Annotated in this window: 20 protein-coding genes; 11 read left to right on the top strand and 9 right to left on the bottom strand. The window is 70.8% G+C overall.

Annotated elements, in window-relative coordinates; translation table 11 throughout:
- The first annotated feature begins 6 nt into the window (after nt 1-6).
- The 3 genes from treS to glgB are packed head-to-tail and all read left to right on the top strand — an operon-like array spanning nt 7 to nt 5,383.
- Nucleotides 7-1,758 carry a maltose alpha-D-glucosyltransferase gene (gene treS / locus FH610_RS29690; protein ID WP_240809271.1) on the top strand — a complete coding sequence of 584 codons (1,752 nt, stop codon included), beginning with the start codon at nt 7-9 and terminating at the stop codon, nt 1,756-1,758.
- Complete coding sequence (locus FH610_RS29685) at nt 1,755-3,104, top strand: maltokinase N-terminal cap-like domain-containing protein (protein WP_139578331.1); 1,350 nt, start codon at nt 1,755-1,757, stop codon at nt 3,102-3,104. The genes treS and FH610_RS29685 overlap by 4 nt, the downstream gene beginning before the upstream one ends.
- A gap of 47 nt (nt 3,105-3,151) precedes the next feature.
- A complete protein-coding gene (gene glgB / locus FH610_RS29680) occupies nt 3,152-5,383 on the top strand; it encodes a 1,4-alpha-glucan branching protein GlgB (protein ID WP_139578330.1) in 2,232 nt (743 codons plus the stop codon).
- Between the two features lie 103 nt (nt 5,384-5,486).
- Here the strand turns inward: glgB and FH610_RS29675 are convergent, their stop codons facing one another.
- Nucleotides 5,487-6,470, bottom strand: coding sequence for an NAD(P)-dependent alcohol dehydrogenase (locus tag FH610_RS29675; RefSeq protein WP_139578329.1), 984 nt, complete (start codon nt 6,468-6,470; stop codon nt 5,487-5,489).
- A gap of 162 nt (nt 6,471-6,632) precedes the next feature.
- Here FH610_RS29675 and FH610_RS29670 point away from each other — a divergent pair, with 162 nt between their 5' ends.
- Nucleotides 6,633-7,358: a DUF2306 domain-containing protein gene (locus FH610_RS29670; RefSeq protein WP_240809270.1), complete on the top strand. Its 726-nt coding sequence runs from the start codon at nt 6,633-6,635 to the stop codon at nt 7,356-7,358.
- Nucleotides 7,359-7,437: 79 nt separating this feature from the next.
- Here the strand turns inward: FH610_RS29670 and FH610_RS29665 are convergent, their stop codons facing one another.
- Nucleotides 7,438-8,109 carry a response regulator gene (locus FH610_RS29665; protein WP_139578327.1) on the bottom strand — a complete coding sequence of 224 codons (672 nt, stop codon included), beginning with the start codon at nt 8,107-8,109 and terminating at the stop codon, nt 7,438-7,440.
- Complete coding sequence (locus FH610_RS29660) at nt 8,106-9,461, bottom strand: sensor histidine kinase (protein WP_240809269.1); 1,356 nt, start codon at nt 9,459-9,461, stop codon at nt 8,106-8,108. Before FH610_RS29660 ends, FH610_RS29665 begins: the two co-directional genes overlap by 4 nt.
- A 275-nt stretch (nt 9,462-9,736) precedes the next feature.
- On the opposite strand from FH610_RS29660, the gene FH610_RS29655 reads away from it, so the two are divergent.
- From FH610_RS29655 to FH610_RS29640, 4 genes are read left to right on the top strand one after another with little or no spacing between them, the layout of a single operon-like run.
- Nucleotides 9,737-10,627, top strand: coding sequence for an ABC transporter ATP-binding protein (locus tag FH610_RS29655; protein ID WP_139578326.1), 891 nt, complete (start codon nt 9,737-9,739; stop codon nt 10,625-10,627).
- Nucleotides 10,624-11,697, top strand: coding sequence for an ABC transporter permease (locus tag FH610_RS29650; RefSeq protein ID WP_139578325.1), 1,074 nt, complete (start codon nt 10,624-10,626; stop codon nt 11,695-11,697). The genes FH610_RS29655 and FH610_RS29650 overlap by 4 nt, the downstream gene beginning before the upstream one ends.
- Nucleotides 11,694-13,112, top strand: coding sequence for a S41 family peptidase (locus tag FH610_RS29645; RefSeq protein ID WP_139578324.1), 1,419 nt, complete (start codon nt 11,694-11,696; stop codon nt 13,110-13,112). Before FH610_RS29650 ends, FH610_RS29645 begins: the two co-directional genes overlap by 4 nt.
- A gap of 12 nt (nt 13,113-13,124) precedes the next feature.
- Nucleotides 13,125-14,279 (top strand): alpha/beta hydrolase family protein, encoded by a 1,155-nt coding sequence (locus tag FH610_RS29640; protein WP_139578323.1) that lies wholly within the window; start codon nt 13,125-13,127, stop codon nt 14,277-14,279.
- 118 nt (nt 14,280-14,397) lie between these two features.
- Here FH610_RS29640 and FH610_RS29635 read toward each other — a convergent pair whose 3' ends face one another.
- On the bottom strand, nt 14,398-15,030 hold the full coding sequence (locus FH610_RS29635; protein ID WP_139578322.1) for a cysteine hydrolase family protein: 633 nt from the start codon (nt 15,028-15,030) through the stop codon (nt 14,398-14,400).
- A gap of 46 nt (nt 15,031-15,076) precedes the next feature.
- The gene (locus tag FH610_RS29630; protein WP_139578321.1) at nt 15,077-16,345 is read right to left on the bottom strand and encodes an MFS transporter; all 1,269 of its coding nucleotides are present in this window, start codon (nt 16,343-16,345) and stop codon (nt 15,077-15,079) included.
- A 134-nt stretch (nt 16,346-16,479) separates the two neighbouring features.
- Between FH610_RS29630 and FH610_RS29625 the strand changes: the two genes are divergently transcribed.
- Nucleotides 16,480-17,460 (top strand): LysR family transcriptional regulator, encoded by a 981-nt coding sequence (locus FH610_RS29625; RefSeq protein WP_139578320.1) that lies wholly within the window; start codon nt 16,480-16,482, stop codon nt 17,458-17,460.
- Here FH610_RS29625 and FH610_RS29620 read toward each other — a convergent pair.
- From FH610_RS29620 to FH610_RS29610, 3 genes are all read right to left on the bottom strand, one after another.
- Nucleotides 17,450-18,136: a response regulator gene (locus tag FH610_RS29620; protein ID WP_139578319.1), complete on the bottom strand. Its 687-nt coding sequence runs from the start codon at nt 18,134-18,136 to the stop codon at nt 17,450-17,452. The two genes, FH610_RS29625 and FH610_RS29620, sit on opposite strands and share 11 nt — an antisense overlap.
- Entirely contained in the window at nt 18,133-19,275 is a 1,143-nt protein-coding gene (locus FH610_RS29615; RefSeq protein ID WP_139578318.1) for a sensor histidine kinase, read from the bottom strand. Before FH610_RS29615 ends, FH610_RS29620 begins: the two co-directional genes overlap by 4 nt.
- A gap of 106 nt (nt 19,276-19,381) precedes the next feature.
- The gene (locus FH610_RS29610; protein WP_139578317.1) at nt 19,382-20,323 is read right to left on the bottom strand and encodes an alpha/beta hydrolase family protein; all 942 of its coding nucleotides are present in this window, start codon (nt 20,321-20,323) and stop codon (nt 19,382-19,384) included.
- A gap of 210 nt (nt 20,324-20,533) precedes the next feature.
- On the opposite strand from FH610_RS29610, the gene FH610_RS29605 reads away from it, so the two are divergent.
- Nucleotides 20,534-20,914 (top strand): MerR family transcriptional regulator, encoded by a 381-nt coding sequence (locus FH610_RS29605; protein WP_139578316.1) that lies wholly within the window; start codon nt 20,534-20,536, stop codon nt 20,912-20,914.
- A 635-nt stretch (nt 20,915-21,549) separates the two neighbouring features.
- On the opposite strand, the gene FH610_RS29595 is transcribed toward FH610_RS29605, so the two are convergent.
- Complete coding sequence (locus FH610_RS29595) at nt 21,550-22,047, bottom strand: tautomerase family protein (protein WP_139578315.1); 498 nt, start codon at nt 22,045-22,047, stop codon at nt 21,550-21,552.
- 94 nt (nt 22,048-22,141) lie between these two features.
- On the opposite strand from FH610_RS29595, the gene FH610_RS29590 reads away from it, so the two are divergent.
- The gene (locus FH610_RS29590) at nt 22,142-22,633 is read left to right on the top strand and encodes a winged helix-turn-helix transcriptional regulator (protein ID WP_139578314.1); all 492 of its coding nucleotides are present in this window, start codon (nt 22,142-22,144) and stop codon (nt 22,631-22,633) included.
- The last annotated feature ends 89 nt before the right edge of the window (nt 22,634-22,722 follow it).

Genomic DNA, 22,722 nt, shown 5'->3' with positions numbered 1-22,722 from the left:
CAAAAGGTGAGCTCGACGACACCTCAGCCCAGCCACATCCAGCCCAGCCACACCCAGCCCGTCCCGAACACCTTCACCGAGGAGGAACCACGGGATCGGCGCTGGTACAAGCGGGCTGTCTTCTACGAGGTGCTTATCCGGGGCTTCGCCGACTCGAACGGCGACGGCACCGGCGACATCCGCGGCCTCATCGAGAAGCTGGACTACCTCCAGTGGCTCGGCATCGACTGCCTCTGGCTGCTCCCGCTGTACGAGTCCCCCCTCAAGGACGGCGGGTACGACATCTCGGACTACATGAAGATCCTTCCGGACTTCGGTGATCTGGGGGACTTCATCAGGCTCGTGGACGAGGCGCACAAGCGGGGCATCCGGGTCATCGCCGACCTGGTCATGAACCACACCAGCGACCAGCACCCGTGGTTCCAGGCGTCCCGCCACGACCCCGAGGGCCCGTACGGCGACTTCTACGTCTGGAGCGACACGGACGAGAGGTACAAGGACGCCCGGATCATCTTCATCGACACCGAGGCGTCCAACTGGACCTTCGACCCCGTCCGGGGGCAGTACTACTGGCACCGGTTCTTCCACCACCAGCCGGACCTCAACTTCGAGAATCCGGCGGTGCAGGACGCGATGATGGAGGTCATCCGCTTCTGGCTCGACCTCGGCATCGACGGGTTCCGGCTCGACGCGATCCCCTACCTGTTCGAGCAGGAGGACACCAACTGCGAGAACCTCCCGGCGACCCACGCGTACCTGAAGCGGGTGCGGGCCGAGGTGGACCGGATCTACCCGGACCGGGTGCTGCTGGCCGAGGCCAACCAGTGGCCGGCCGACGTGGTGGAGTACTTCGGCGACCCGGTCACCGGCGGCGACGAGTGCCACATGGCCTTCCACTTCCCGCTGATGCCGCGCATCTTCATGGCCGTGCGGCGGGAGTCGCGCTACCCGATCTCGGAGATCATGGCCCAGACGCCCAAGATCCCCGAGAACTGCCAGTGGGGCATCTTCCTGCGCAACCACGACGAGCTCACGCTCGAGATGGTGACCGACGAAGAGCGCGACTACATGTACTCCGAGTACGCCAAGGACCCCCGCATGCGGGCCAACGTCGGCATCCGCCGCCGGCTGGCGACGCTGCTCGACAACGACCGCAACCAGATCGAGCTGTTCACCGCGCTGCTGCTCAGCCTGCCCGGCTCGCCCGTGATGTACTACGGCGACGAGATCGGCATGGGCGACAACATCTGGCTCGGCGACCGGGACGGCGTCCGCACGCCGATGCAGTGGACGCCCGACCGCAACGCGGGCTTCTCGAACTGTGACCCGGGCCGGCTCTACCTACCGGTGATCATGGACCCGATCTACGGGTACCAGGCGATCAACGTCGAGGCGCAGCAGAAGAGCGCCAGCTCGCTGCTCCACTTCACCAAGCGGATGATCGAGATCCGCAAGCGTCACCCCGTGTTCGGCCTCGGTGAGTTCACCGAGCTGAACTCGTCCAACCCGAGCGTGCTCGCGTTCGTGCGCGAGCTGGGCGACGACCGGGTCCTGTGCGTCAACAACCTGTCGCGCTTCCCCCAGCCGGTCGAGCTCGACCTGCGCAGGTTCGAGGGATCCACGCCGGTCGAGTGCATGGGCGGAGTTCCTTTTCCGCCGATCGGCGAGCTTCCGTATCTTTTGACGCTTCCTGGGCATGGGTTCTATTGGTTCACACTGCCCGTCACGCATAGGACGGCCGGCACGAAGGAGGAGTGACGACTTCACTTCAGGGGCTCCTGGCCGGCTGGATCACCGGACAACGGTGGTTCGCCGGCAAGGGGCGCGCCATCGACGACCTGTCCATCGACTCCGAGATCGAGATCGCCGCCGGTGACCCGGCGCTGCTCCATCTGATCGTGTGCGTGCGGCAGGGCGAGCGCCACACGCGTTACCAGATCCCGGTCGGGCTGCGTGAGCACCTGCCCGACCGGCTCGGTCACGTCCGGATCGGCGCCTGCCGCCGGGGCGGCCGCGAGGTCGAGATATACGACGCGCTGCACGACTCCGCCCTGACGGGGCACCTGCTGGAGGGGATGGCCGCCGACCGCCGGTTCGACGGCGTCGGCTTCCACCTCGCGCACGGGGCGGAGATCGACGCCTCGCAACGCAGCCTCGTGCTGACCGCCGAGCAGTCGAACACCTCGCTGGTGTACGGCGACAAGTACATATTCAAGCTGTTCCGCCAGCTCAACCCGGGGGTCAACCCCGAGCTGGAGATCATCACGGCGCTCGCGGACGCGGGCTCGGCTCATGTGGCCAGGCCGTACGGCTGGATCGAGACCGAGCTCCAGGGCGAGCCGACGACCTTGGCGATCATGCAGGAGTACCTGCAGAACGCCAACGAGGGCTGGTCGATGGCGCTGACCAGCGTGCGCGACCTCTACGCGTGCCCCGAGGGCATGCCGGCGGAGGACGCCGGAGGCGACTTCGCCGCCGAGGCGCGGCGGCTCGGGCTGGCCACCGCGCAGGTGCACCGCGAACTCGCGCGGGCCTTCCCCACGGGGACGATCGAGCCGCCCGAGATCAAGCGGATGACCGAGCGGTTCCGCCGCCGCCTGGACAAGGCGGTCGCCGAGGTGCCACGCCTCGGCGAGCACGCCGACGTGGCCGCCGACGCGTTCGACCGGCTGTCCGATCTCGGTCACGAGATCCCGGTGCAGCGGGTGCACGGCGACTACCACCTCGGTCAGGTCATGCGGACCATGACCGACTGGGTGGTGCTCGACTTCGAGGGCGAGCCGGGCCAGCCGCTGGCCGAGCGGCGGGCGCTCGATTCGCCGCTGCGTGACGTGGCGGGCATGCTGCGCTCGTTCGACTACGCCGCACGGCACCTGCTGGCCGACCGCCCCGACGCCGGGAACCTGGAGAACCGGGCCAGGGAGTGGTCGGAGCGCAACCGGGCCGCGTTCCTGGCCGGCTACTCGGAGGGCGGCGGGCGCATCCGCGGCGACGACGCGGTGCTGCTGCGCGCGCTCGAACTGAGCAAGGCGGTGTACGAGGTCGTCTACGAGGCGCGCAACCGCCCCTCGTGGCTGCCCATCCCGCTCGCGGCCTTTCGCTGACAAGATCAGGGTGTTCGGAGGGATATATCTAGGGCAGGTTGGGCGACATGGACTTGGACCGGCTGGCGGGGGGCGCTCATCACGACCCCCACTCCATATTGGGGGCCCATCCCGGGCCCGACGGCGTCACGATCAGGGCCCTGCGCCCCTTCGCGGAGAAGGTCGAGGTGCTGGCCGACGGGTCGGCGCACGAGATGAGCCACCTCGCGTTCGGGGTGTTCGAGGTGACGCTGCCCGGACTCGACAAGGTCCCCGACTACCGCCTGCGCATCACCTATCCAGACGCCCCGCCGTACGAGACGGACGATCCGTACCGGCACTGGCCGACGCTGGGCGAGCTGGACCTCCACCTGATCGGTGAGGGCCGGCACGAACGGCTGTGGGAGGTGCTCGGGGCGCGGGTGGTACGTCACGAGGACGTGGACGGGACGGCCTTCTCGGTGTGGGCGCCGAACGCCCAGGGCGTGCGGGTGATCGGCGACTTCAACCACTGGAACGGCGCCGCCCACCCCATGCGCTCGCTCGGCCGGTCGGGCGTGTGGGAGCTGTTCCTCCCGGGGATCGGCGAGGGCACGCGGTACAAGTTCCAGATCCTCGGCCTCGACGGGATCTGGCGGGAGAAGGCCGACCCGATGGCCCGCCGCACCGAGGTGCCCCCGGCGACCGCCAGCATCGTCGAGAGCTCGGCGTACGAGTGGCGCGACGAGGAGTGGATGGCCGCCCGGCCGTCGCGCGACGCCCTCGCCGAGCCGATGAGCACCTACGAGGTGCACCTGGGCTCCTGGCGGCCCGGCCTGTCCTACCGCAAGCTCGCCCGCGAGCTGGTCGAGTACGTCAAGGACATGGGATTCACGCACGTGGAGTTCCTGCCGGTCGCCGAGCACCCCTTCGGCGGCTCGTGGGGCTACCAGGTGACCTCCTACTACGCCCCGACCTCGCGGTTCGGCTCCCCCGACGACTTCCGCCACCTCGTGGACGAACTGCACCGGGCCGGCATCGGCGTCATCGTCGACTGGGTGCCCGCGCACTTCCCGATGGACGAGTGGGCGCTGGCACGCTTCGACGGCACGCCGCTCTACGAGCACGCCGACCCCGCCCGCGGCACCCACCCCGACTGGGGCACGTACGTCTTCGACTTCGGCCGCAACGAGGTGCGCAACTTCCTCGTGGCCAACGCGCTCTACTGGCTCAAGGAGTTCCACGTCGACGGCCTGCGGGTGGACGCCGTGGCCTCGATGCTCTACCTCGACTACTCGCGCCGCGAGGGCGAGTGGACGCCCAACGTGTACGGCGGCAGGGAGAACCTCGACGCGATCGAGTTCCTCAAGGAGATGAACTCCGTCGTCTACCGCGAGGAGCCGGGGATCATGACGATCGCGGAGGAGTCGACCGCCTGGCCCGGCGTGTCGCGGCCCGTCCACCTCGGCGGGCTCGGCTTCGGCTTCAAGTGGAACATGGGCTGGATGCACGACTCGCTCAGCTACATGTCCCGCGAGCCGATCTACCGGCAGTATCACCACCACCAGATGACGTTCTCCCTGATGTACGCCTTCTCGGAGAACTTCGTGCTACCGCTGTCGCACGACGAGGTCGTCCACCTCAAGGGGTCGCTGCTGGGCAAGATGCCGGGCGACGAGTGGCAGCGCTTCGCCAACCTGCGCGCGCTGTACGGCTTCATGTGGGCCCACCCGGGCAAGCAGCTGCTGTTCATGGGCGGCGAGTTCGGCCAGGGGGCCGAGTGGTCGGAGGCGAACGGCCTCGACTGGTGGGTGCTGGACTTCGACTACCACCAGGGCGTACGCCGCCTGGTGAAGGACCTGAACCACGTCTACCGGGAGTCGCCCGCGCTGTACTCGCGTGACAACACCCACGAGGGCTTCCGCTGGATCGACGCCGACGACGCCTCGGGCAACGTGCTGTCGTTCCTGCGGTACGGCGCGGACGGCTCGGTGCTGGCCTGCGTGGCCAACTTCTCCGGCGCCCCGCACCAGGACTACCACCTCGGCCTGCCCACCCCCGGGCGGTGGGAGGAGATCCTCAACACCGACGCGTACGAGTACGCCGGGAGCGGCGTCGGCAACATGGGCGCGGTCGAGTCGGTCGAGGAGCCGCGGCACGGGCTGCCCTGCTCGACCCGGCTGCGCGTGCCGCCGCTCGGCGTCGTCTGGCTGCGGCCGGTGGAGAGCCCGACGGCCGTGAGCCCGGAGATGGAGGAGCGCGCCGAGACGGCCGCCGAGGACGCGGAGGCCGAGCCCGAGGGCCTGGTCGCCGAGTCCTGAGCCCTGCCGACCGTGCCCGTCGCGCGCGGCTCCCCCGGTTTGCGGTCGCGGAGCGCCGCGGCGGAGCGCGGGCGGCGGGCCGGGGAGAGCCTCGACCGGCGGCTCATACCGTGATGACGACCTTTCCTGCGGCGTGCCCCTGCTCCACGTATCCGATGGCCGCCGCGATCTCGTGGAACGGATAGCTGCGGTGGATCACCGGGGTGACCTTGCCGTCCTCGATGAGGTCGGTCAGCCGCATCAGGTCGCCCCGGGCGTTCTCGCCGTAGGCCACCTGAGCCACGACCACGCGCTGGGACACGAACGGCGACACCGCGAGCGTCGCGATCATGTGACCGACCGGTTGCAGCCATCGTCCGGCCGGCCCGCCGACGACGACGTGCGTCCCCCGGGGCTTCAGCACCCGCGCGCAGGCCGGCAGCGCGCGGGTGCCCGCGATGTCGACCAGCAGGTCATGACGCCGCCCGCGCCGGGTGAAGTCCTCCTTCGTGTAGTCGACGACCTCGTCCGCGCCGATCGACCGCACCAGGTCGGCGTTCCGGCCGCTGCACACACCGGTGACCTCGGCGCCGAACGCCTTGGCGAGCTGCACGGCGAAGGTTCCCACGCCGCCCGAGGCGCCGTTCACGAGGACCCCGTGCCCCGCCTGGACCCGTCCCTGATCGAGTGCTATCAGTGCGGTGACGGCCGCCATCGGCACCGCGGCCGCCTGCTCGAACGACAGGTTCTCCGGCTTCCGGGCCAGCGCGCTCTCCCGTACGCACACGTACTCGGCGAAGCCACCCTGCGTGAGCAGGGTGAACACCTCGTCGCCCACGCGGAACGCGGTGACGCCGGAGCCGACGGCCTCGACCTGTCCCGCCACGTCGGCGCCCAGGATGCCGATTCGCGGTCTGCGCGGGCCGAGTGTGCCGCCCATCAGACGCGCGGCGTACGGCTCGCCTCTCATGTGGTGCCAGTCGTACGGCTGGACCGAGGTGGCGCGCACCCGGACCAGCACCTCACCGGGGCCGGGCACGGGCGTGCCGACGTCGGTGAGCTCCAGGACGTCGGACGGACCGTACGAGCGTAGGACGTACGCCTTCATCGCATTCTCCTCGTCACCTCGGCGGTGGGGAGTGCCAGCGTAAGAAGCGCCGCACGCAGGGCGTATCGGCCGAAAGTACGCCCGATCGGCAGCCGATCGGGCGGCACGGATCCGGCCGTTCCGCCGATGAACCACCGTCCCCTCGGGGACCACGATCGGCGCATGACCGAATCGATGGAACGGCCCACGCTCGCGCGGAGCGACTCATCCGGCAGGAACCGCAGGGCGGGGTGGCTCGTGCCCGCCGCGCTGATCGCGCTCAGCGCCGTCCCGGTGATCGCCGGTTCCACCCGGCTGGGGCAACTGGCCGGCGGCGGACCGATCACCCAGGACAGCGTCCGGTATTTCGCGACGCCCGCACCCGTCGTCGCGCACATCATCTCCGTCACCCTCTTCAGCGTCCTGGGGGCCCTCCAGTTCGCCCACGGATTGCGCCGCCGCAGGCCCGCCTGGCACCGCGCCGCCGGGCGGCTCGTGGTTCCGTCCGGGATCGTCAGCGCGTTCACGGGTCTGTGGATGACGCTGTTCTATCCCCATCTGGCCAACGACAGCGCCCTCCTCGTGGGCCTGCGGCTGGTGTTCGGCACTCTCATGATCGTGTCCCTCGTCCTCGGCTTCGCGGCGATCCGGCGCCGGGACGTCGCCCGTCATCGCGCCTGGATGACGCGGGGCTACGCGATCGGCATGGGCGCGGGCACCCAGTTGCTGACCGTCGGTCCCTGGATGGCGCTGGCCGGCGAGCCCGGTCCGCTCCCCCGGGCGCTGCTGATGGGCGCCGGATGGGTGATCAACCTCGTCGTCGCGGAGTGGGCCGTCCGCAGGGCGAGTGGGTCGGTCACTTCCAGGAGGCCCACCGCTCGGGTTGGCGTCAGCAGCCGTCCCCGGTGATCCGCCACGCCGGATGCGGCGACGCGGATCGCTCCGGAACGGATCCCGGTCTCGGGAGTTGTGTCCAGGCGGGTTCAGGTCAGCCGGTGCCGCCGGGAGAGACCAGGCCGGTCTCGTAGGCGACCACCACGGCTTGGACACGGTCGCGCAGGCCGAGCTTGGACAGGATGCCGGCGACGTGGGTCTTCACCGTGGCCACGCTGAGCGACAACTGGCCGGCGAGTTCCGCGTTGCTCAGGCCGGTGGCCAGCAGGCGCAGCACGTCCAGTTCGCGAGGCGTCAGGTCGGACAGGTCGCGGTGGAGGGTGGGCTTGGCGTTGTCGCGGCGGGCGAATCGCTCGACCAGGCGGCGGGTGATGGTGGGCGCGAGCAGAGCGTCGCCGGAGCGCACCAGACGTACCGCGGCCACCAGGTGCTCGGGTGAGACGTCCTTGAGCAGGAACCCGCTCGCGCCCGCGGTGAGCGCGGCGTACACGTAGTGGTCGAGGTCGTAGGTGGTCAGGATCAGCACGCGGGTGCCCTCGCCGCCGTTTGCGAGGATGCGACGGGTGGCTTCGAGGCCGTCCATCTGCGGCATCCGGATGTCCATGAGCACGACGTCGGGCCTGGTGCGGCGGACCGCGGCGACGGCTTCCTCCCCGTTGGCGGCCTCGGCCGTCACCTCGATGCCGTTGGCGGTGAGGATCATGCGGAATCCCGTGCGGACCAGTGCCTGGTCATCGGCGATGACGGCGCGCAACCGCTCGGTCATGCGGACCTCCACGGGACGCGGGCCTTCACCCGGAATCCGCCCCCGGCCGTCCGTCCGGCGTCGAGGGTCCCGCCGTAGACCGCGAGCCGCTCGCGCAGCCCGATCAGCCCCCTGCCACCCCCGGTGCGGGGCTCGGCGCCGCGTGTGCCGCCGGTGTCGGTCACCTCGATCTCCAGCCAGTCACCGTCATGGCCGATCGTCACGGACGCGGCGGCCCCGGGCGCGTGCTTGATCGTGTTGGTGAGGGCCTCCTGGACGACCCGGTAGGCGGCGAGGTCGATCCCGGGAGGCAGCGGCCCGGGCGGCGACACCGCGACCTCCACCGGCACTCCGGCGGCGCGGACCCGTGCCACCAGGGCGTCGAGCTGGTCGAGCCCGGGTTGGGGTTCGAGCCCGTCGGACGGCCCGTCGAGGCGTTCGCCGCCCGGGCCGGCCAGCAGGCCCATGACATGGCGCAGCTCGGCCATGGCGGCCCGGCCGCCGGACTCGATCGCGAGCAGAGCCTGTTTCGACTGTTCCGGCTCCGCGTCCATGACGCTGCGGGCGGCGCCGGCCTGGATCACCATCACGTTGACATTGTGGGTCACCACATCGTGGAGCTCGGCGGCGATCCGGGAGCGCTCCTCCGCGACGGCCCGGCGCATGGCGTCCTCCTGCTCCTGCCGCACATCGGCGAGCCGGCGCCGCCAGAAGCGGACGAAGTTCCCGAGCACGCCGGCGCTCAGCAGGGCGAAGAACGGCCCCATCCAGCCCGGCAGTGCGGGCGTGATGTCCCCGAACCCGGCGCCGAGGAGCCCGCCCGCGAGCACCAGGCCACTCATCGCCAGGACCCGGTTGCGGCTGTGGACGATGGCGCCGTACGCGGCGATCGTGCACGTCAGGACCGTGATCCAGGTCGCGTCCGCGTGTGTGGCCCGCGCCGCCAGCAGCACCACCCAGAAGGCGATGAGCGGATACCGGCGCCTCACCGCCAGCGGCAACGCCGTCAGCGCCACGAGGAACGCGGGCGCCTCGTGGGACGGAAGCTCGACACGCGGATGACCGACGAGCTCCGACGGGCTCAGGGGCAGGACGCGGGGAGGCGGTGGGGGGTCAGCCCGCAGCCGCAGGCTCTCGATCACTCCGGGCTGGCGCGCGGCGGCGCCGATCGCTGGATACTGCGCCGCCACGGTCACCGCGAGGACCGTCAGGACGATCGCGACCACCACGTCGAAGGCGAGGGCCCGGAGAGACAGTCCCGGAGACCCGCCGCCGCCCCGCCCTGGCGCATCCCGAGCCGAGTCGTCCTCGTTCAGCCGGCTGTACAGGTCGAGCACCCGCCGCCACCACGGCCGTCGTTCGCTGGTCTCCACCGGCACATTGTCACGCCTGCCCCATATGTGCCACATCGGCCGTCGTGACGGGGCTGCACGTTCTTCGGGACTAGGCCGCAGGGATGACCTGGCCGCCCCTCGTTCTCAAGCGCTAGGTGATCTCGGCAGCACGGCCGAAGCGCGACGGCAGGAGCGGCGCCTAGCTTCGTTCCCGGCACGAGGCCCCGGTGCAGCCGCGGCCCCGCATGGCGGCCTCAACGATCGAGGCGCTGTTCATGACCATCCTTTCGAACCTCTGCTCAGGAGGACATAGCGTGACCGCTGTCCTGCGAGCCCAGGCACTGGGCAAGAAGTACGGCAGACGCTGGGCGCTGCGCGAGTGCACCATCGACATCCCGGCGGGCCACATCGTGGGGCTGGTGGGCCCCAACGGGGCCGGCAAGTCCACATTGCTGAAGCTGGCCTGCGGCCAGCTCGAACCCACGGCGGGCGGCATCGCCGTGCTCGGCGGCCGGCCGGGAGGCACGCCCGCGCAGCTGGCCAAGGTCGGGTTCGTCGCCCAGGACACCCCGGTCTACGCGAGCCTGACCGTCGCCGAACATCTGCGGCTGGGAGCACGGCTCAATCCCCGCTGGGACGACGGCATGGCGCGCGAACGCATCGCGCGGCTCGGCCTCGTCCCCGCGCATCGGGCAGGCAAACTGTCGGGCGGCCAACGTGCCCAACTGGCCCTCACCCTGGGCCTGGCCAAACGGCCCGACCTGCTGATCCTGGACGAGCCCGCGGCCGCCCTCGACCCGCTGGCCCGTCACGAGTTCCTGCAGCACCTGAGGGAGGCCGCCTCCGAACACAAGCTGAGCGTGGTGCTCTCCTCCCACCTGGTATCCGACCTGGAACAGGTCTGCGACTACCTGGTCGTGCTCGTCGACTCCCGCGTCCAGATCGCCGGGAGGACCGACCATCTGCTGACCACCCACCACCGGCTCACCGGCCCGCGCTGCGACCCCGGCAGGCTGCCCGCCGACCAGTACGTGGTCTCCGCCCGGCACACCGACCGGCAGAGCACGTTCGTGGTCCGTGCCGGCGCCCCGACGCACGACCCCGCCTGGACGGTCAGCCGAGTCAGCCTGGAAGACCTCGTCCTGGCCTACATGGACCAGCACACCGCCGAGCACCGGCGGGTCGCCCAGGAGGTGCGGGGATGATCTGGCTGACCTGGCGCCAGTTCCGCGGCTCGGCCGTCATGACGGCCGCCGTACTCGTCGTCCTCGGTATCACCCTGGCCGTGACCGGCCCGGGCCTGGCCTCCCGCTACGCCGCCGGAATCGCCGACTGCGCCCCGAACGACACCTGCACCGACTTCTTCGACCGGTTCTTCGGCGAGTACCAGATCCCCTTCCTGGCCCTCACCCTCGTCGTGCTGATCCTGCCGGCGCTGGCCGGGCTCTTCTGGGGCGCCCCGCTGGTCACCCGTGAGCTGGAGGCGGGCACCCACCTGCTGGTGTGGAACCAGAGCGTCACCCGCGCCCGCTGGCTGGCCGTCAAGCTCGGGCTCACCGGCCTGGTCGCCATGGCCGCCGCCGGGGTGTGCGGTCTTGCGGTGACCTGGTGGTCCGACCCCCTGGACAAGTCAGCCGTTCCGGAAATGGCCCAAATGGCTCCTCTGGTGTTCGGCGCGCGCGGCATCGCCCCGATGGCGTACGCGGCCTTCGCCCTCGTCCTGGGCGTGACCGTCGGCGTGCTGGTGCGCCGCACCCTGCCCGCCATGGCCCTCACCCTGGCCGCCTTCGCCGCGATCCAGCTCGCCATGCCTCTACTGGTCCGGCCCCACCTGATGCCCCCGGCCACGTCGACCTTCGAGCTCGGCCGGACCAACGTGGAAGGCATCGTGCCGCACGGCCGGCAAGGCGGAGCCATGCAAATCTTCCTGAGCACGTCGGCCGTGCCCGGCCACGCGGGTGCCTGGGTCCTGTCCAGCGACCTGGTCGATCCGTCCGGACGCGTCGTCGTCGGCGATGGGGCCTCGGGGCCGTCCTCGACGATCGCGCGGTCTGTCCCGGTCTCCACGACGTCGGGACCCTGCGCCCCCATGAGGGGACTGGGCGCCGACGCGTGCACAGCCGAGATCAACCGGCTCGGCTACCGGCAGCAGGCGACCTACCAGCCTCTGGAGCGCTTCTGGCCGTTGCAGTGGATCGAGACCGGGATCTACGCCCTGCTCACCCTCGCTCTCGCCTGGCTCTGCTTCCGGCGGGTAGGCAGAGGCCTGTCATGACCGCCGTCAGGGTCGCGGCCGCCGGGCTCGCCCTCCTCCTGGCGGCGGCCTGCACGGCACCGACGCCACCGCGCGGCGAAACCAGCACGGCGGCCGGTACGGTCTGCGCGCCCCCCAAGGGCACCCCTGGCAAGGAGACCGCCACCACGATCGACGTCATCGAACAGGCCTACTTCTGCATCCTCGGCAACTACGACAGCGGCGCCGAACTGGACGCCCGCTCCCTGCTCACCGCCGGATTCGCCGCCTTGACCCAGGAGCTCAACCGCAACGGACGCGACCTGCCCGAGGCGACCATGCCGACGCTGAACGGCGACCGGAAAGCCGACTGGGCCGCCTTCGAAACCGTCTACCGGAAGATCACCGGCCAGGTGCCCGATCTGCGCGACAAGCTCGCCGTCGTCACCCTGGAGGCCGTCGTGGCCGCCCTCGATGACGACCACGCCTCCTGGACGCACGACGTCGAGCAGCCGCCGGACTACTACGACGGCGACGGCTACGGCCTGGGTCTCGAGGCGAACGTCGATGCTTCGCAGACGGACGGCAACCTCGACGCCGCCGTACCACCGTTGTTCGTCGCCACCGTGCAGGGCGGCACGGCGCAGGCAGCCGGGCTGCGGCCCGGTGACATCATCGAATCGATCAACGGATCGGCACCCTTCATCGACGGCAAAGCCACCCCTGCGATCACCGCCCTCTATCCGCGCTATCCGGAGACACACCCGGTCGAGCTGAGACTCCTGCGGCACAGCACCGGCCGCCGCTGGAGCGTGACACTCCAGCCCGGCCTCTACCAGCGGGACCTGACCACCCTGCAAGTGGTGCGGTCGAAGCTGCTGAACGACGACATCGCCTACGTACGGGTGACCAGCTTCCTGCCCGACTCCGCGGACCGGATCCTGCGGGCGATCTCCCGGCTGCGCAAGGACCGGACACTGTCCGGCGTTGTGCTCAACCTGCGCGGCAACAGCAGCGGCAGCACCACGGAAGCCACCCGGCTGCTGAGCGCGTTCGTCCACGGCGAGGTCACCGCCTATCACTGCACCGCGGGCAACACCTGCCAGAGCCTGCGGACCGACGACACCGTAGAACTGCTCGGCCTGCCGTTGGCGGTGCTCACCGACCGCGGCTGCGCCTCGGCGTGCGAGCACTTCGCCTCCGCGGTCAAGGACCTGCGCATCGGCCGATTGGTCGGCACCAGAACCGCCGGCATGATCTCGGGGCCGGCACAGCCGTACCTGCTCGCCAACAACACCATCCTCAGCTTGCCCGCCAGACACCACCTCGGACCGAACCGCGAGGTCATCGACCGCATCGGCGTGCCGCCCGACCACCACGTGCCCCTGACCCCCAAGGACGCGGCCGCCGGGCGCGACCCCGCCCTGGCCAAGGCCCTGACCCTGCTGCACAAGTGAACGGACCTCCCGATGAGACACCTCCTGGCGGTCGCCGCAGGGCTGGCCCTCCTCGCCACGTCCGCCTGCTCCGCACCCACCCCACCCAGAGCCGCCGCCGTGTCACCCACGCCGACCGGCCCCGCCACCCTGCCCGCCCCCACCGGCCCCCACCCGGTCGGCATCACCGCCCTCTATCTCAAGGACACCTCCCGCCCCGACCCCTGGAACCTCGACGCCAAAGCCAGAGAGCTCAAGGTCACCCTGTGGTATCCGACCAAGCAGCGCGACGGGCAGCGCGCCGCGTACATGACGCCCAAGGAATCCGAACTCCTCCTGAAAGGCGCCGGAATCGCGAGCGCGCCGTACGACACGCTGAGCAAGACTCATACGAACGCCATCAAAGACGCCGAACCCGCAGGCACGATGCTGCCGCTGGTGGTGCTCTCTCCCGGCTTCACCAAGCCGACGAGCACCCTCACCTCCCTGGCCGAGGACCTGGCCAGCCGGGGTTATGTCGTGGCCGGCATCGACCACACCTACGAAAGCTACGCCACCACTTTCCCCGACGGGCGGGTGGCCGAATGCCTCGCCTGCGACAGCAACTCCGATCCCGGCTTCGGTGCCGGGCTGGTTCAGGGACGGGCCGCCGACGTCTCGTTCGTGCTCGACCAGCTGCCCTCCAAGTGGGACGGCTCCGGCCGGATCGACCGCTCCCGCATTGCCATGGCCGGGCAGTCGATCGGGGGGTCCAGCGCCGTGGCGGCCATGCTCGAAGATCCCCGAGTGCGGGCCGGGGTCGACATGGACGGCACCGGCTACGCCCGCATCCCCAAGAGCGGCCTCTCCCGGCCGTTCATGTTCCTGGGCTCGGCGCAGCACGTCTCCGGAGGTCCCGCCCCCACATGGGACCGCGACTGGGAGCTGCTCACCGGATGGAAACGCTGGATCGTGCTGACGGGCGCCGAACACCAGTCCTTCACCGACACCCCACTGCTGGAGGACGCCCTCGGCATCGAACCCCTCCCCGGCGTCCTGCCCGCGGCGCGTGCCGCCGAGCTCACCCGCACCTACGTGGCGGCCTTCCTCGACCAGCATCTGAATGGCAAGCGGCAATCCCTCCTGGACAAGCCGTCCTCGCGCTACCCCGAGGCCAGATTCTGTCCCGAGAACTGCGTTCCGTCCTGAGACCCGGCAGGGCGAGCCTGAAGGCGCTGCTGGAGACCGGCGAACCGCTGCCGGATGATGCGTGGCCTCCCCGATCATGGCTCGACGACGTCGCGAGGTGCCGCCGGGCCGGCCCGCCTCATGCCCGGCCGGTCTCCACCCGATCGGGATGACCCTGGTGCAGGAGTGAGCGCAGTTCTGCGGTGTCGATGATGTGGGCCAGCCTCGGGAAGACGCCGGTCATCAGGGCCTGGTGGGCGTGCGGGTCCGGGTCGGCGACGCAGTCGGACAGGACGTAGAGCCGGTAGTCGCGGTCGGCGGCGTCGGTGACGGTGGAAAGTACGACGCCGCTGGTGGTGATCCCGGCGATGACCAGGGTGGTGATTGCGCGATCCCGCAGTCGCCGGTCCAGGTCTGTCGTGGACAGCGCGCCGTAGCGGGTCTTGCGGACGACGATGTCGCCGGGCTCGGGAGCGAGCCGGTGGTGGATGTCTGTCCCGGGATCCTCGTGGTGCATGAGGCGCTGCCGGCCGAGGAAGGAGAAAGTCCTGTTGGCCGGCGGGATCGCCGCCCAGTCGGCTTCGGTGAATCCGACTCGCACGTAGGCGATGGCGGCGCCGTGCGCGCGCATGTCGGCGATGGCGCCGGCCACCCGTGACAGCAGCGCTTCCGGGTCGGCCGGGCCGGGGAGCGAGGCCAGGATCGCCTGCTGGTAATCCATGACGAGCAGTGCGGCCGTCCGGGGGTCCAGTGCCGGGGTCGTGACGGGCATTTTCTCTCCTTGGGTGATGAAATCGCGAGACGGCCGTGGCGGCCCGTCAGGCGCGGCTCGGTGCGGGCTCCGTCTCGGCGGGGGGCTCGGCGGGGGGCTCCGCGGGGGGTGCCGCGGCACGCCGGGGAAGCAGCAGCGGGGTCGTCAGCAGGAGCACGCCGGCCAGGCCGATGGCCGTGCGCGGGCCGAGCAGTCCGCCCAGCACGCCCCAGACGGCGGTCAGGAGCGCGGTCGAGGCCTTGGTCGTCACCGTCCAGGCGGACAGTGTGCGGGCGATCCGGCCGGTCGCGGTGCGTTCGAGGCGGTAGGTCGCGCAGACGGGGTTGAAGACCCCGCAGCAGAAGATGAGCCCGAGCTCGACGCCCATCACCAGCAGCAGCCCTCCGGCGCCCGAACCCACGAAGGCCAGGCCGACGAGCCAGAGGGCGCGCAGCGCCCCGGACACGACCAGGACCCGGTGCTGCCCGAACCGGGTGACGAGCCGCCGGGCCAGCCGCGAACCCAGCAGCCCGCCGATCGAGGGCGCGGCGAAGGCGAGGCCGTACTGCCACGGCTCGAACCCGAGCCGGCCGAGCATCAGGACGGCCAGCAGCGCGTCGGCGGCCATCACCAGGCCGTTGAACACGGCGGTGTTGAAGAACAGCGGACGCAGCGTCGGGTCGGCGAGGATGTACCGCCAGCCGTCGAGCAGGTCCCCGGCCCGCAGGCGCGTGGCCTCCCTGCGCTCGGGCCGCGGCTCCCGGCCGCCCGTCGCGCGGATGCCCAGGGCCGAGAGCAGGTAGCTGACCGCGTCGGCCACCACCGTCGCCACCGGACCGAGGAGCCCGATCGCGGCGCCGCCCAGCGGCGGTCCGATGATCGTGGTCGTCCAGGCCGTGGACTCGAATCGGGCGTTGGCGACGAGCAGGTCCCCGGCCGGCACCAGCGTCTTCAGGTACGCGCCGGAGGCCGCGCGGAAGGTGATGTCGGCCGCCGCGACGACGACCGAGACCAGCAGGAGCTGGACGAAGGAGAGCACGCCGAGCGCGAACGCGGCGGGGATCGTCAGCAGCGCCGCGAACCGCACCAGGTCCGTCCCGACCAGCACCGGCCGCTTGCGGCGGAACTCCACCCACGGGCCCAGCGGCACCGCCACGGCCGCGCCCACCGCGGCCCCCACGGAGGCCAACGCCGCGACCTGCGCCGGCCCGGCGTGCAGCACCTGGACCGCGATCAGCGGGAACGCGCCGAAGGCGAGCCACGTGCCGAGCGCGCTGGTTCCGTACGCTGCCCAGAGCCACCCGAACCGCCGTCCCAGCCGGTGCCCGTTCCCCATGTCCGACGCCCCTCGTCACTCACTCGCACAACCGATCCGCGATCGGAAGTATCAAAGCGAGCACCGTGCCTGGGGATCAAACAACCGCGAGGCCGCCCCGGCACAACCGGCGGTTGTATCCATAGGGTGTCCGCATGGACCTCGACACCGTCCGGACCTTCGTCGCCGTCGCCGACGCGGGGCAGTTCCAGGAGGCCGCCGCCGAGCTGGCGGTCACCCAGCAGGCCGTCTCCAAGCGCATCGCCGCGCTGGAGCGCGACCTCGGCGTGCGGCTGTTCACCCGCACGCCGCGCGGCGCCGAGCTCACCATCGACGGGCAGGCGTTCCTGCCCCACGCCCGGGAGCTGCTGCGCGCCGCCGACCGGGCCGTCGCGTCCGTGCGCACCGGCCGCCGTCCGCTGCGCGTCGACATGCTCGCCTCGCGCAGCGCGGCCTCGGGCCTGATGCGCGGCTTCCACCGCGCGCACCCCGAGATCGACCTCGACGTGGTGATGCTGTTCGATATCGAGAAGGCCGTCGCCGCCATCCGGTCCGGTGCGATCGACGCGTCCTTCCGCGCCGTCGCCATGCCCGGCCGGCCCCTTCCCGAGGAGATCGAGTCCGTCCGGGTGCTCGACGAGCCGCTCCAGCTCCTCATCGGCCCCGGCCACGCGCTGGCCGGCGCCCGGTCGGTGACCGTCGCCCAGCTCGCCGAGCACCGGATCTGGATGCCCGGCCTCGTCCCCGGAACCGAGTGGACCGCCTACTACGACGACCTCGTCGCCGAGTTCGGCCTCACCATCGAGGCGACCGGCCCCAACTTCGGCTCCGACGCGCTCCTCGACACCATCGCCGACACCCCGGCCCTGGCCACCTTCATGGGCGGGCAGACCCGCCTCGTCTGGCCCGCCGGCCACGGCCTGCGCCGCATCCCGGTGACCGACCCCGTGCCCGTCTACCCGCACTCGCTCCTGTGGCACCGCGACAACCCCCACCCCGCGCTGGCCACCCTCCGCGCCCACCTCGCCGCCACGGCGGCCGGCCACGACGCCGCCGGGACCTGGGCGCCGGACTGGGCGATCTCGCGCGGAACGCCGCCGCCGCGCGCCAGAGCCGGGACCGCGGTCAGCTCCTGACGCGACCGGTCTCGTAGGCCCAGATGGCGATCTCCACCCGGTTGCGGGCGCCGAGCTTGGCCATCAGGCTGGCGACGTGGGTCTTGACCGTGCTGAGCGAGATGTGCAGCTCGGCGGAGATCTCCACGTTGGTCCGGCCGCGCGCCACGGCGGCGAGGATCTGCTCCTCCCGGTAGGTGAGCGCCTCGATGGGCTGCGCGGGTGACGAGGCGGGGCCGGTGCGGGCGAAGGCCCCGAGCAGCCGCGCGGTGACGCTCGGGGCGATGAGCGCCTCGCCGCCGGCGGCGGCGTGCACGGCCTGCGCGAGCATGTCGGCGCCGGCGTTCTTCAACAGGAACCCCCGGGCCCCCGCTCTCAGCGCGGCGTAGACGTACTCGTCCAGGTCGAACGTCGTGATTACGACGACGGCGAGGGGGTCGGCGACGTCCGGTCCGGCGAGGGACCGGGTCGCCTCGATGCCGTCGGTCCCCGGCATGCGGATGTCGAACAGGCACACGTCGGGACGCAGGCGCCGCGCGAGCTCGACGGCCCGCCGCCCGTCGGCGGCCGTGGCGACGACCTCGATGTCCGGCTGGGCGTCGAGGATCATCGAGAGCCCGGTGCGGACGATCTCCTGGTCGTCGGCGATCAGCACCCGGACGCCGTGCCCACCGACTCGCTCGCTCCGCTCGCTCATGTCGCGGCCCCGGCCCGGGGAAGCACCGCGGTCACCGTCCACCCCCGATCGCGGTCCGGGCCGGCCACGCACGTGCCGCCGAGCAGGTTCGCGCGCTCGCTCATGCCGATGATCCCGTATCCCGGAGGCGCGGCCGGACGGGTGGAGCCCCCGTCGCCGTCGTCGCGCACGCACAGGCGCACCGCCGTCTCGTCGGCGGCGACGCGCACCTCGACCCTGGTGGCGCGACGCGCGTGCCGTACGGCGTTGGTCACCGCCTCCTGCGCGATGCGGTAGACCGCGGACTCGACCGACGGCGACAGGCCGTCCAGGTCACCCGATATCTCCACCTCGACCGCCGGGTGGTGGGAGCCGCCCCGGCTCGCGAGCCGTTCGAGCTCGGCGATGCGCAGGCCGGGGGTCAGCTCCGCCGGCCGGTCCCTGCGCAGGACGCGGACGATGGCACGCATCTCGTCGAGGGCCCGTGCCGCCTCGGCCTCGATCACGCGGAGGGCCTCGGCCGCGGCGTCCGGACGCGACGCCGCCGTGGCGAGCCCCGCCTGTGCGCGGATGGCCATCGCGGAGACGTGGTGCGCGACCGTGTCGTGCAGGTCGCGGGCGAGCTGCTCGCGCATCAGCAGCTTGACCTGGTCCAGCTCGCGCATCCTCGCCCCGGCGCGATAGCGGAACACGCCGCCCAGGCTGGTGGTCGCGAGCATGACGGCGAACGGCCCGATCACGTCGGGCAGAGCGGTGTGGTCGACGAGCGCGGACAGACCGGACGCGGTGAGCATGATCCCCAGGCCGGCCACGATCTCCCTGCCCGACCCCCACCGGAACACCGCGTACGGCAGGATCAGCATGTATCCCAGCGTGTACGCGTCGAGCGTCGCGCCGGTCACGAGGATCGGGATCACACCCGTGACGACGAAGCAGATCGTGAGCATCGCCAGCGGCCGGGTGCGCCGCCACAGCAGGGTGGGCACCAGTCCGGCGGTGACGGCCACCGCGAAGGGCCGCCACGGAAGGTCCGGCCGCAGCACCCCTTCGAGCACCGCGAGCGGCACGAGCACCCCGACGAGCGCCCAGTCCCGCCACACGCGTATGGGTGGATCGGGAGGACGGGGCTCAAACCACACGGAGCGGACGAAGCCGTGCACCGAATCATGGTACGGGAGCCGGCATGGGGAGCAGAACAGGCACCGTCGCGGAGAAACGTCCGGTCCCCGGCCGGCTCGCAGGGCCGAACGTCGCTTGGGCAGGTGGTTACTTCGATTCCAGTCGTCCCAGCGGGTGGGAATCACCGGCGAGGACGGCCTGCGCCGTTTCCCAGTCGGTGTGGTCGGTGCCGGTGACGTGGCGCAGGTAGGCGAGGGTGACCTGCTGGACGAGGGCGACGCGGCCGGGATTCTCGTCGGTGGTTTCCGCTGCCTCGTAGCCGGAGATTCCGCCGAGAGAATGCCGGCCGCCGTAGACCGTCAGCAGGCTCTTGTCGCCGCGGCTGAGGGTGTAGGGGTCGGTCATCCAGGACGGTCCCCGGGTGGAGAGCGGGAGTTCGTCCTTGTCGCCGGCGACGACGAGTCCGGGTGCGGTCATATGGGAGAAGTCCTGGTCGCGCAGCCAGGGAGCGCTCTCGTGGGCGAGGGGAGTCAGTTCGTCACCGCCGTTGCCCGCTGTGGCCAGCTGGACGCTGGCCATGACCCGGGGGTCGGACATGTCCTGCGCGGTTCCGGTCTTCGGGTCCATGACGCGCAGACCCACGAGTATGCCCGCGGTCTGGCCGCCGAAGGAGTGTCCGGCCGCGACGATGCGACTGTGGTCCACCCGGCCGGCCAGGCCGGGCACGGATGCCTCCAGGGTGTCGAGTTCGTCGAGGATCCGCTTCATGTCCTGCACGCGGTGGCGCCACATCTCGGGCCTGCGGGGATCGTCCGCGGCGATGTCGAGGCGCCTGGAGTCGAGGTGAGTGGCCTGGATCACCACGAAGCCATGGGAGGCCCAGTGGTCGACCAAGGGTGCGTAGCCGTCCAGGTTCGAGCCGAATCCGTGGGCGAACAGCACGATCGGCAGATTGGTGCCGGTGACCGGCGCGGAGACGCGTACGTGCAGGTCCTCGCCGCGCTGGGGTGCGGGCAGCACGACCGGCTTCACCGACACGGTCGGAGTGGACGCGGGGCCGGTGAGGCCGGTCGTCTTGTACGTGGGCATGCGTGTGCTTCTTCCAGGCGTGGTGCGTGTGGATGGGGTCAGGCTGTCTGCTGGTGGAGGACGCGTTTCACGCGCCCCTCTCGCTCGAGCCCTTGTGCGTCAGGAGACCAACCAGGAGAAAGTCCTCCGGTGAGGCGCACGCCGGTTACGCTAAAACCTGACGTTGACGTCAGAGGCAAGTCGCGTGATGAATGTCACACAGGAGACGAGATGCGCGTCGGAGAACTGGCCGCCCGGACCGGCGTCAGCGTCCGGGCCCTGCGCTACTACGAGGAGCAGAATCTGCTCAGCGCCGAGCGCAGCCCCAGCGGCCAGCGCCACTATCCCGAGAGCGCGGTCGACCGGGTCCAGCTGATCCAGGAGTTGTACGCCGCCGGGCTGTCCAGCAAGACGATCCTCGAGCTCCTGCCGTGCGTCGTCGACGGCCGCGCCACTCCCACTCTGCTCAAGCGGTTGGCGGCGGAGCGCGAGCATGTCGACCGGCGCATCACCGATCTCCTGCGCGCCCGGGACCGGCTCGACTCGGTCATCACCGCCGCCACCGTCAACATGGTCACCGGCACTTCCTGCCGGCAGGAAACCACTCCCTAGTAGCCGCATCAGAGAACGTTTGCCCCGTAGTGACGTGACGCGCCGTTCGGATGCTGATCCGTGCGGCGCGGCAGTGGGCCGAGCGCGGTGGGCGGCACAAGGACCCCGGCCGGGAACCGAGGCCCCGCCGACGGGCGACCTACACCCACCCGCACGGGGTCAGACACCTGTTCGCCGCCTACGACCTGGGCAAAGACAAGCTCTACGGCCACATCAAGCCAAGGAAGCACCGGACCAGGTTCCTAGAATTCTGCCGCTATCTGCGCGGTCTCTACCCGAGATCCGCATCGCGTTCGTGCTCGACAACTTCTCCCCGCACCTGACCACGAAGAAGGACAGCCGCGTCGGCGACTGGGCCGCGGCGAACAACGTCGAACTCGCCTACACGCCGACCAACAGCTCCTGGCTCCCAAGGCCCAGTTCACCGCCCTGCGCTACTTCACCCTGGACGGCACCGACCACGCCACCCACAAAGAGCAGGGCAGCATGATCCGCCGTTACATCATCTGGCGGAACCAGCACGCCGCCGACGAACGCCTCCGCGAGGTCGTGGCCAAGGCCAACGTCGCCTGAGTCGGGCTGATCCTAACGACTGTGTCACCGGCCGCATCGATCCCCACTTCGTTCGCCGCTCATCAGGGCAGGCGGGCGTGTTCGGCTCGGGTGGCAGCGATCCGCTCACGCGCGAGCGTACGGGCCCGTTTGGTGTCGTCGCCGGTGAGTCGGGCGAGGATCGTTGCGAGCGGCCTGATCTGGCCCCAGCCGCCCCAGTGACCCTCGGGGATCTCGGTGGGGAATACCCAGATCCGGCTGGCGTCACGCGGCCAGGCGCCGTTCTCCGCGTCGAGGATTGCCTCGGTGACCTCGGCGATGACGCTCGCACGCTTCTGCTCGTCGAGCTGGCCCTCGGGGACGGACGGGACGACCTTGTAGCGAGGTGCGTCCGCGGGTTCTCCGCCGACGTAGATGCCGGCCGGTCGGTGCAGCCAGAGCCAGGAGACGGAACGGCTCACCGGGTCGGCGGGGTCGAATCCCTCGTTGCGGACGAGGATCTCGGTGATGCGGTTCAGCAGCGCCGCCTCGGCGTCCGGCTGGAGCGCGCCCTCGGGAATGTACACGTCGAGCATGGGCATGGTCGATCTCCTTTATGAGTTTAGTTCTTCAACTCAGGCTGGAGTCTACGAAGGCTAAGTACAGCTTGTAAACCCAGATGGGTACACTCGTCCCATGGAGACGCGGCGAATCGACCCAGTGAACTGCTCGGTGGCGCGCGCCCTCTCGGTGGTGGGGGAGCGCTGGTCGCTGCTGATCGTTCGTGAAGCGCTGGACGGCGCGCGCCGGTTCGGAGAGTTCCACTCCCGCCTCGGGATCGCCAGGAATCTCCTGGCGACTCGGCTCGAGACCTTGGTGACCGCGGGAGTGATGCGCCGCGTGCCCTATCAGGAGCCTGGGGATCGACAGCGCTTCGCCTACGAGCTCACCGAGCAGGGCCGGGCGTTGCGGCCCACGCTCGTGGCGCTCCTGGAATGGGGCGACACGTACCTCGCCGACCCGCAGGGCCCGTCGGTCATCGTCCGGCACCGGCCCGTCGACGATGCGAGCTCCTGCGACGAGCCGGTCAAGGTCGTCCTCGAGTGCGCTGCGGGGCACAGCCACCTCGCCCCGGAAGACGTCTGCCGCACGCCCGGGCCGGGCGCGCGCTTCGTGGAAAGCTCCTGAGATCCCCAGGATCGTACTGAGCAGCTCCTATCGCGAGAAGCATGATCCATGCAGTGGGGCCGACGCCTGGGCCATGGGGCAAACGTTGG

This window comes from Microbispora catharanthi, from assembly GCF_006334915.2.
Classification (GTDB): domain Bacteria; phylum Actinomycetota; class Actinomycetes; order Streptosporangiales; family Streptosporangiaceae; genus Microbispora; species Microbispora catharanthi.
Note: the sequence above shows the minus strand (reverse complement) of the source record. Positions and strands in the feature narration are given on the sequence as shown.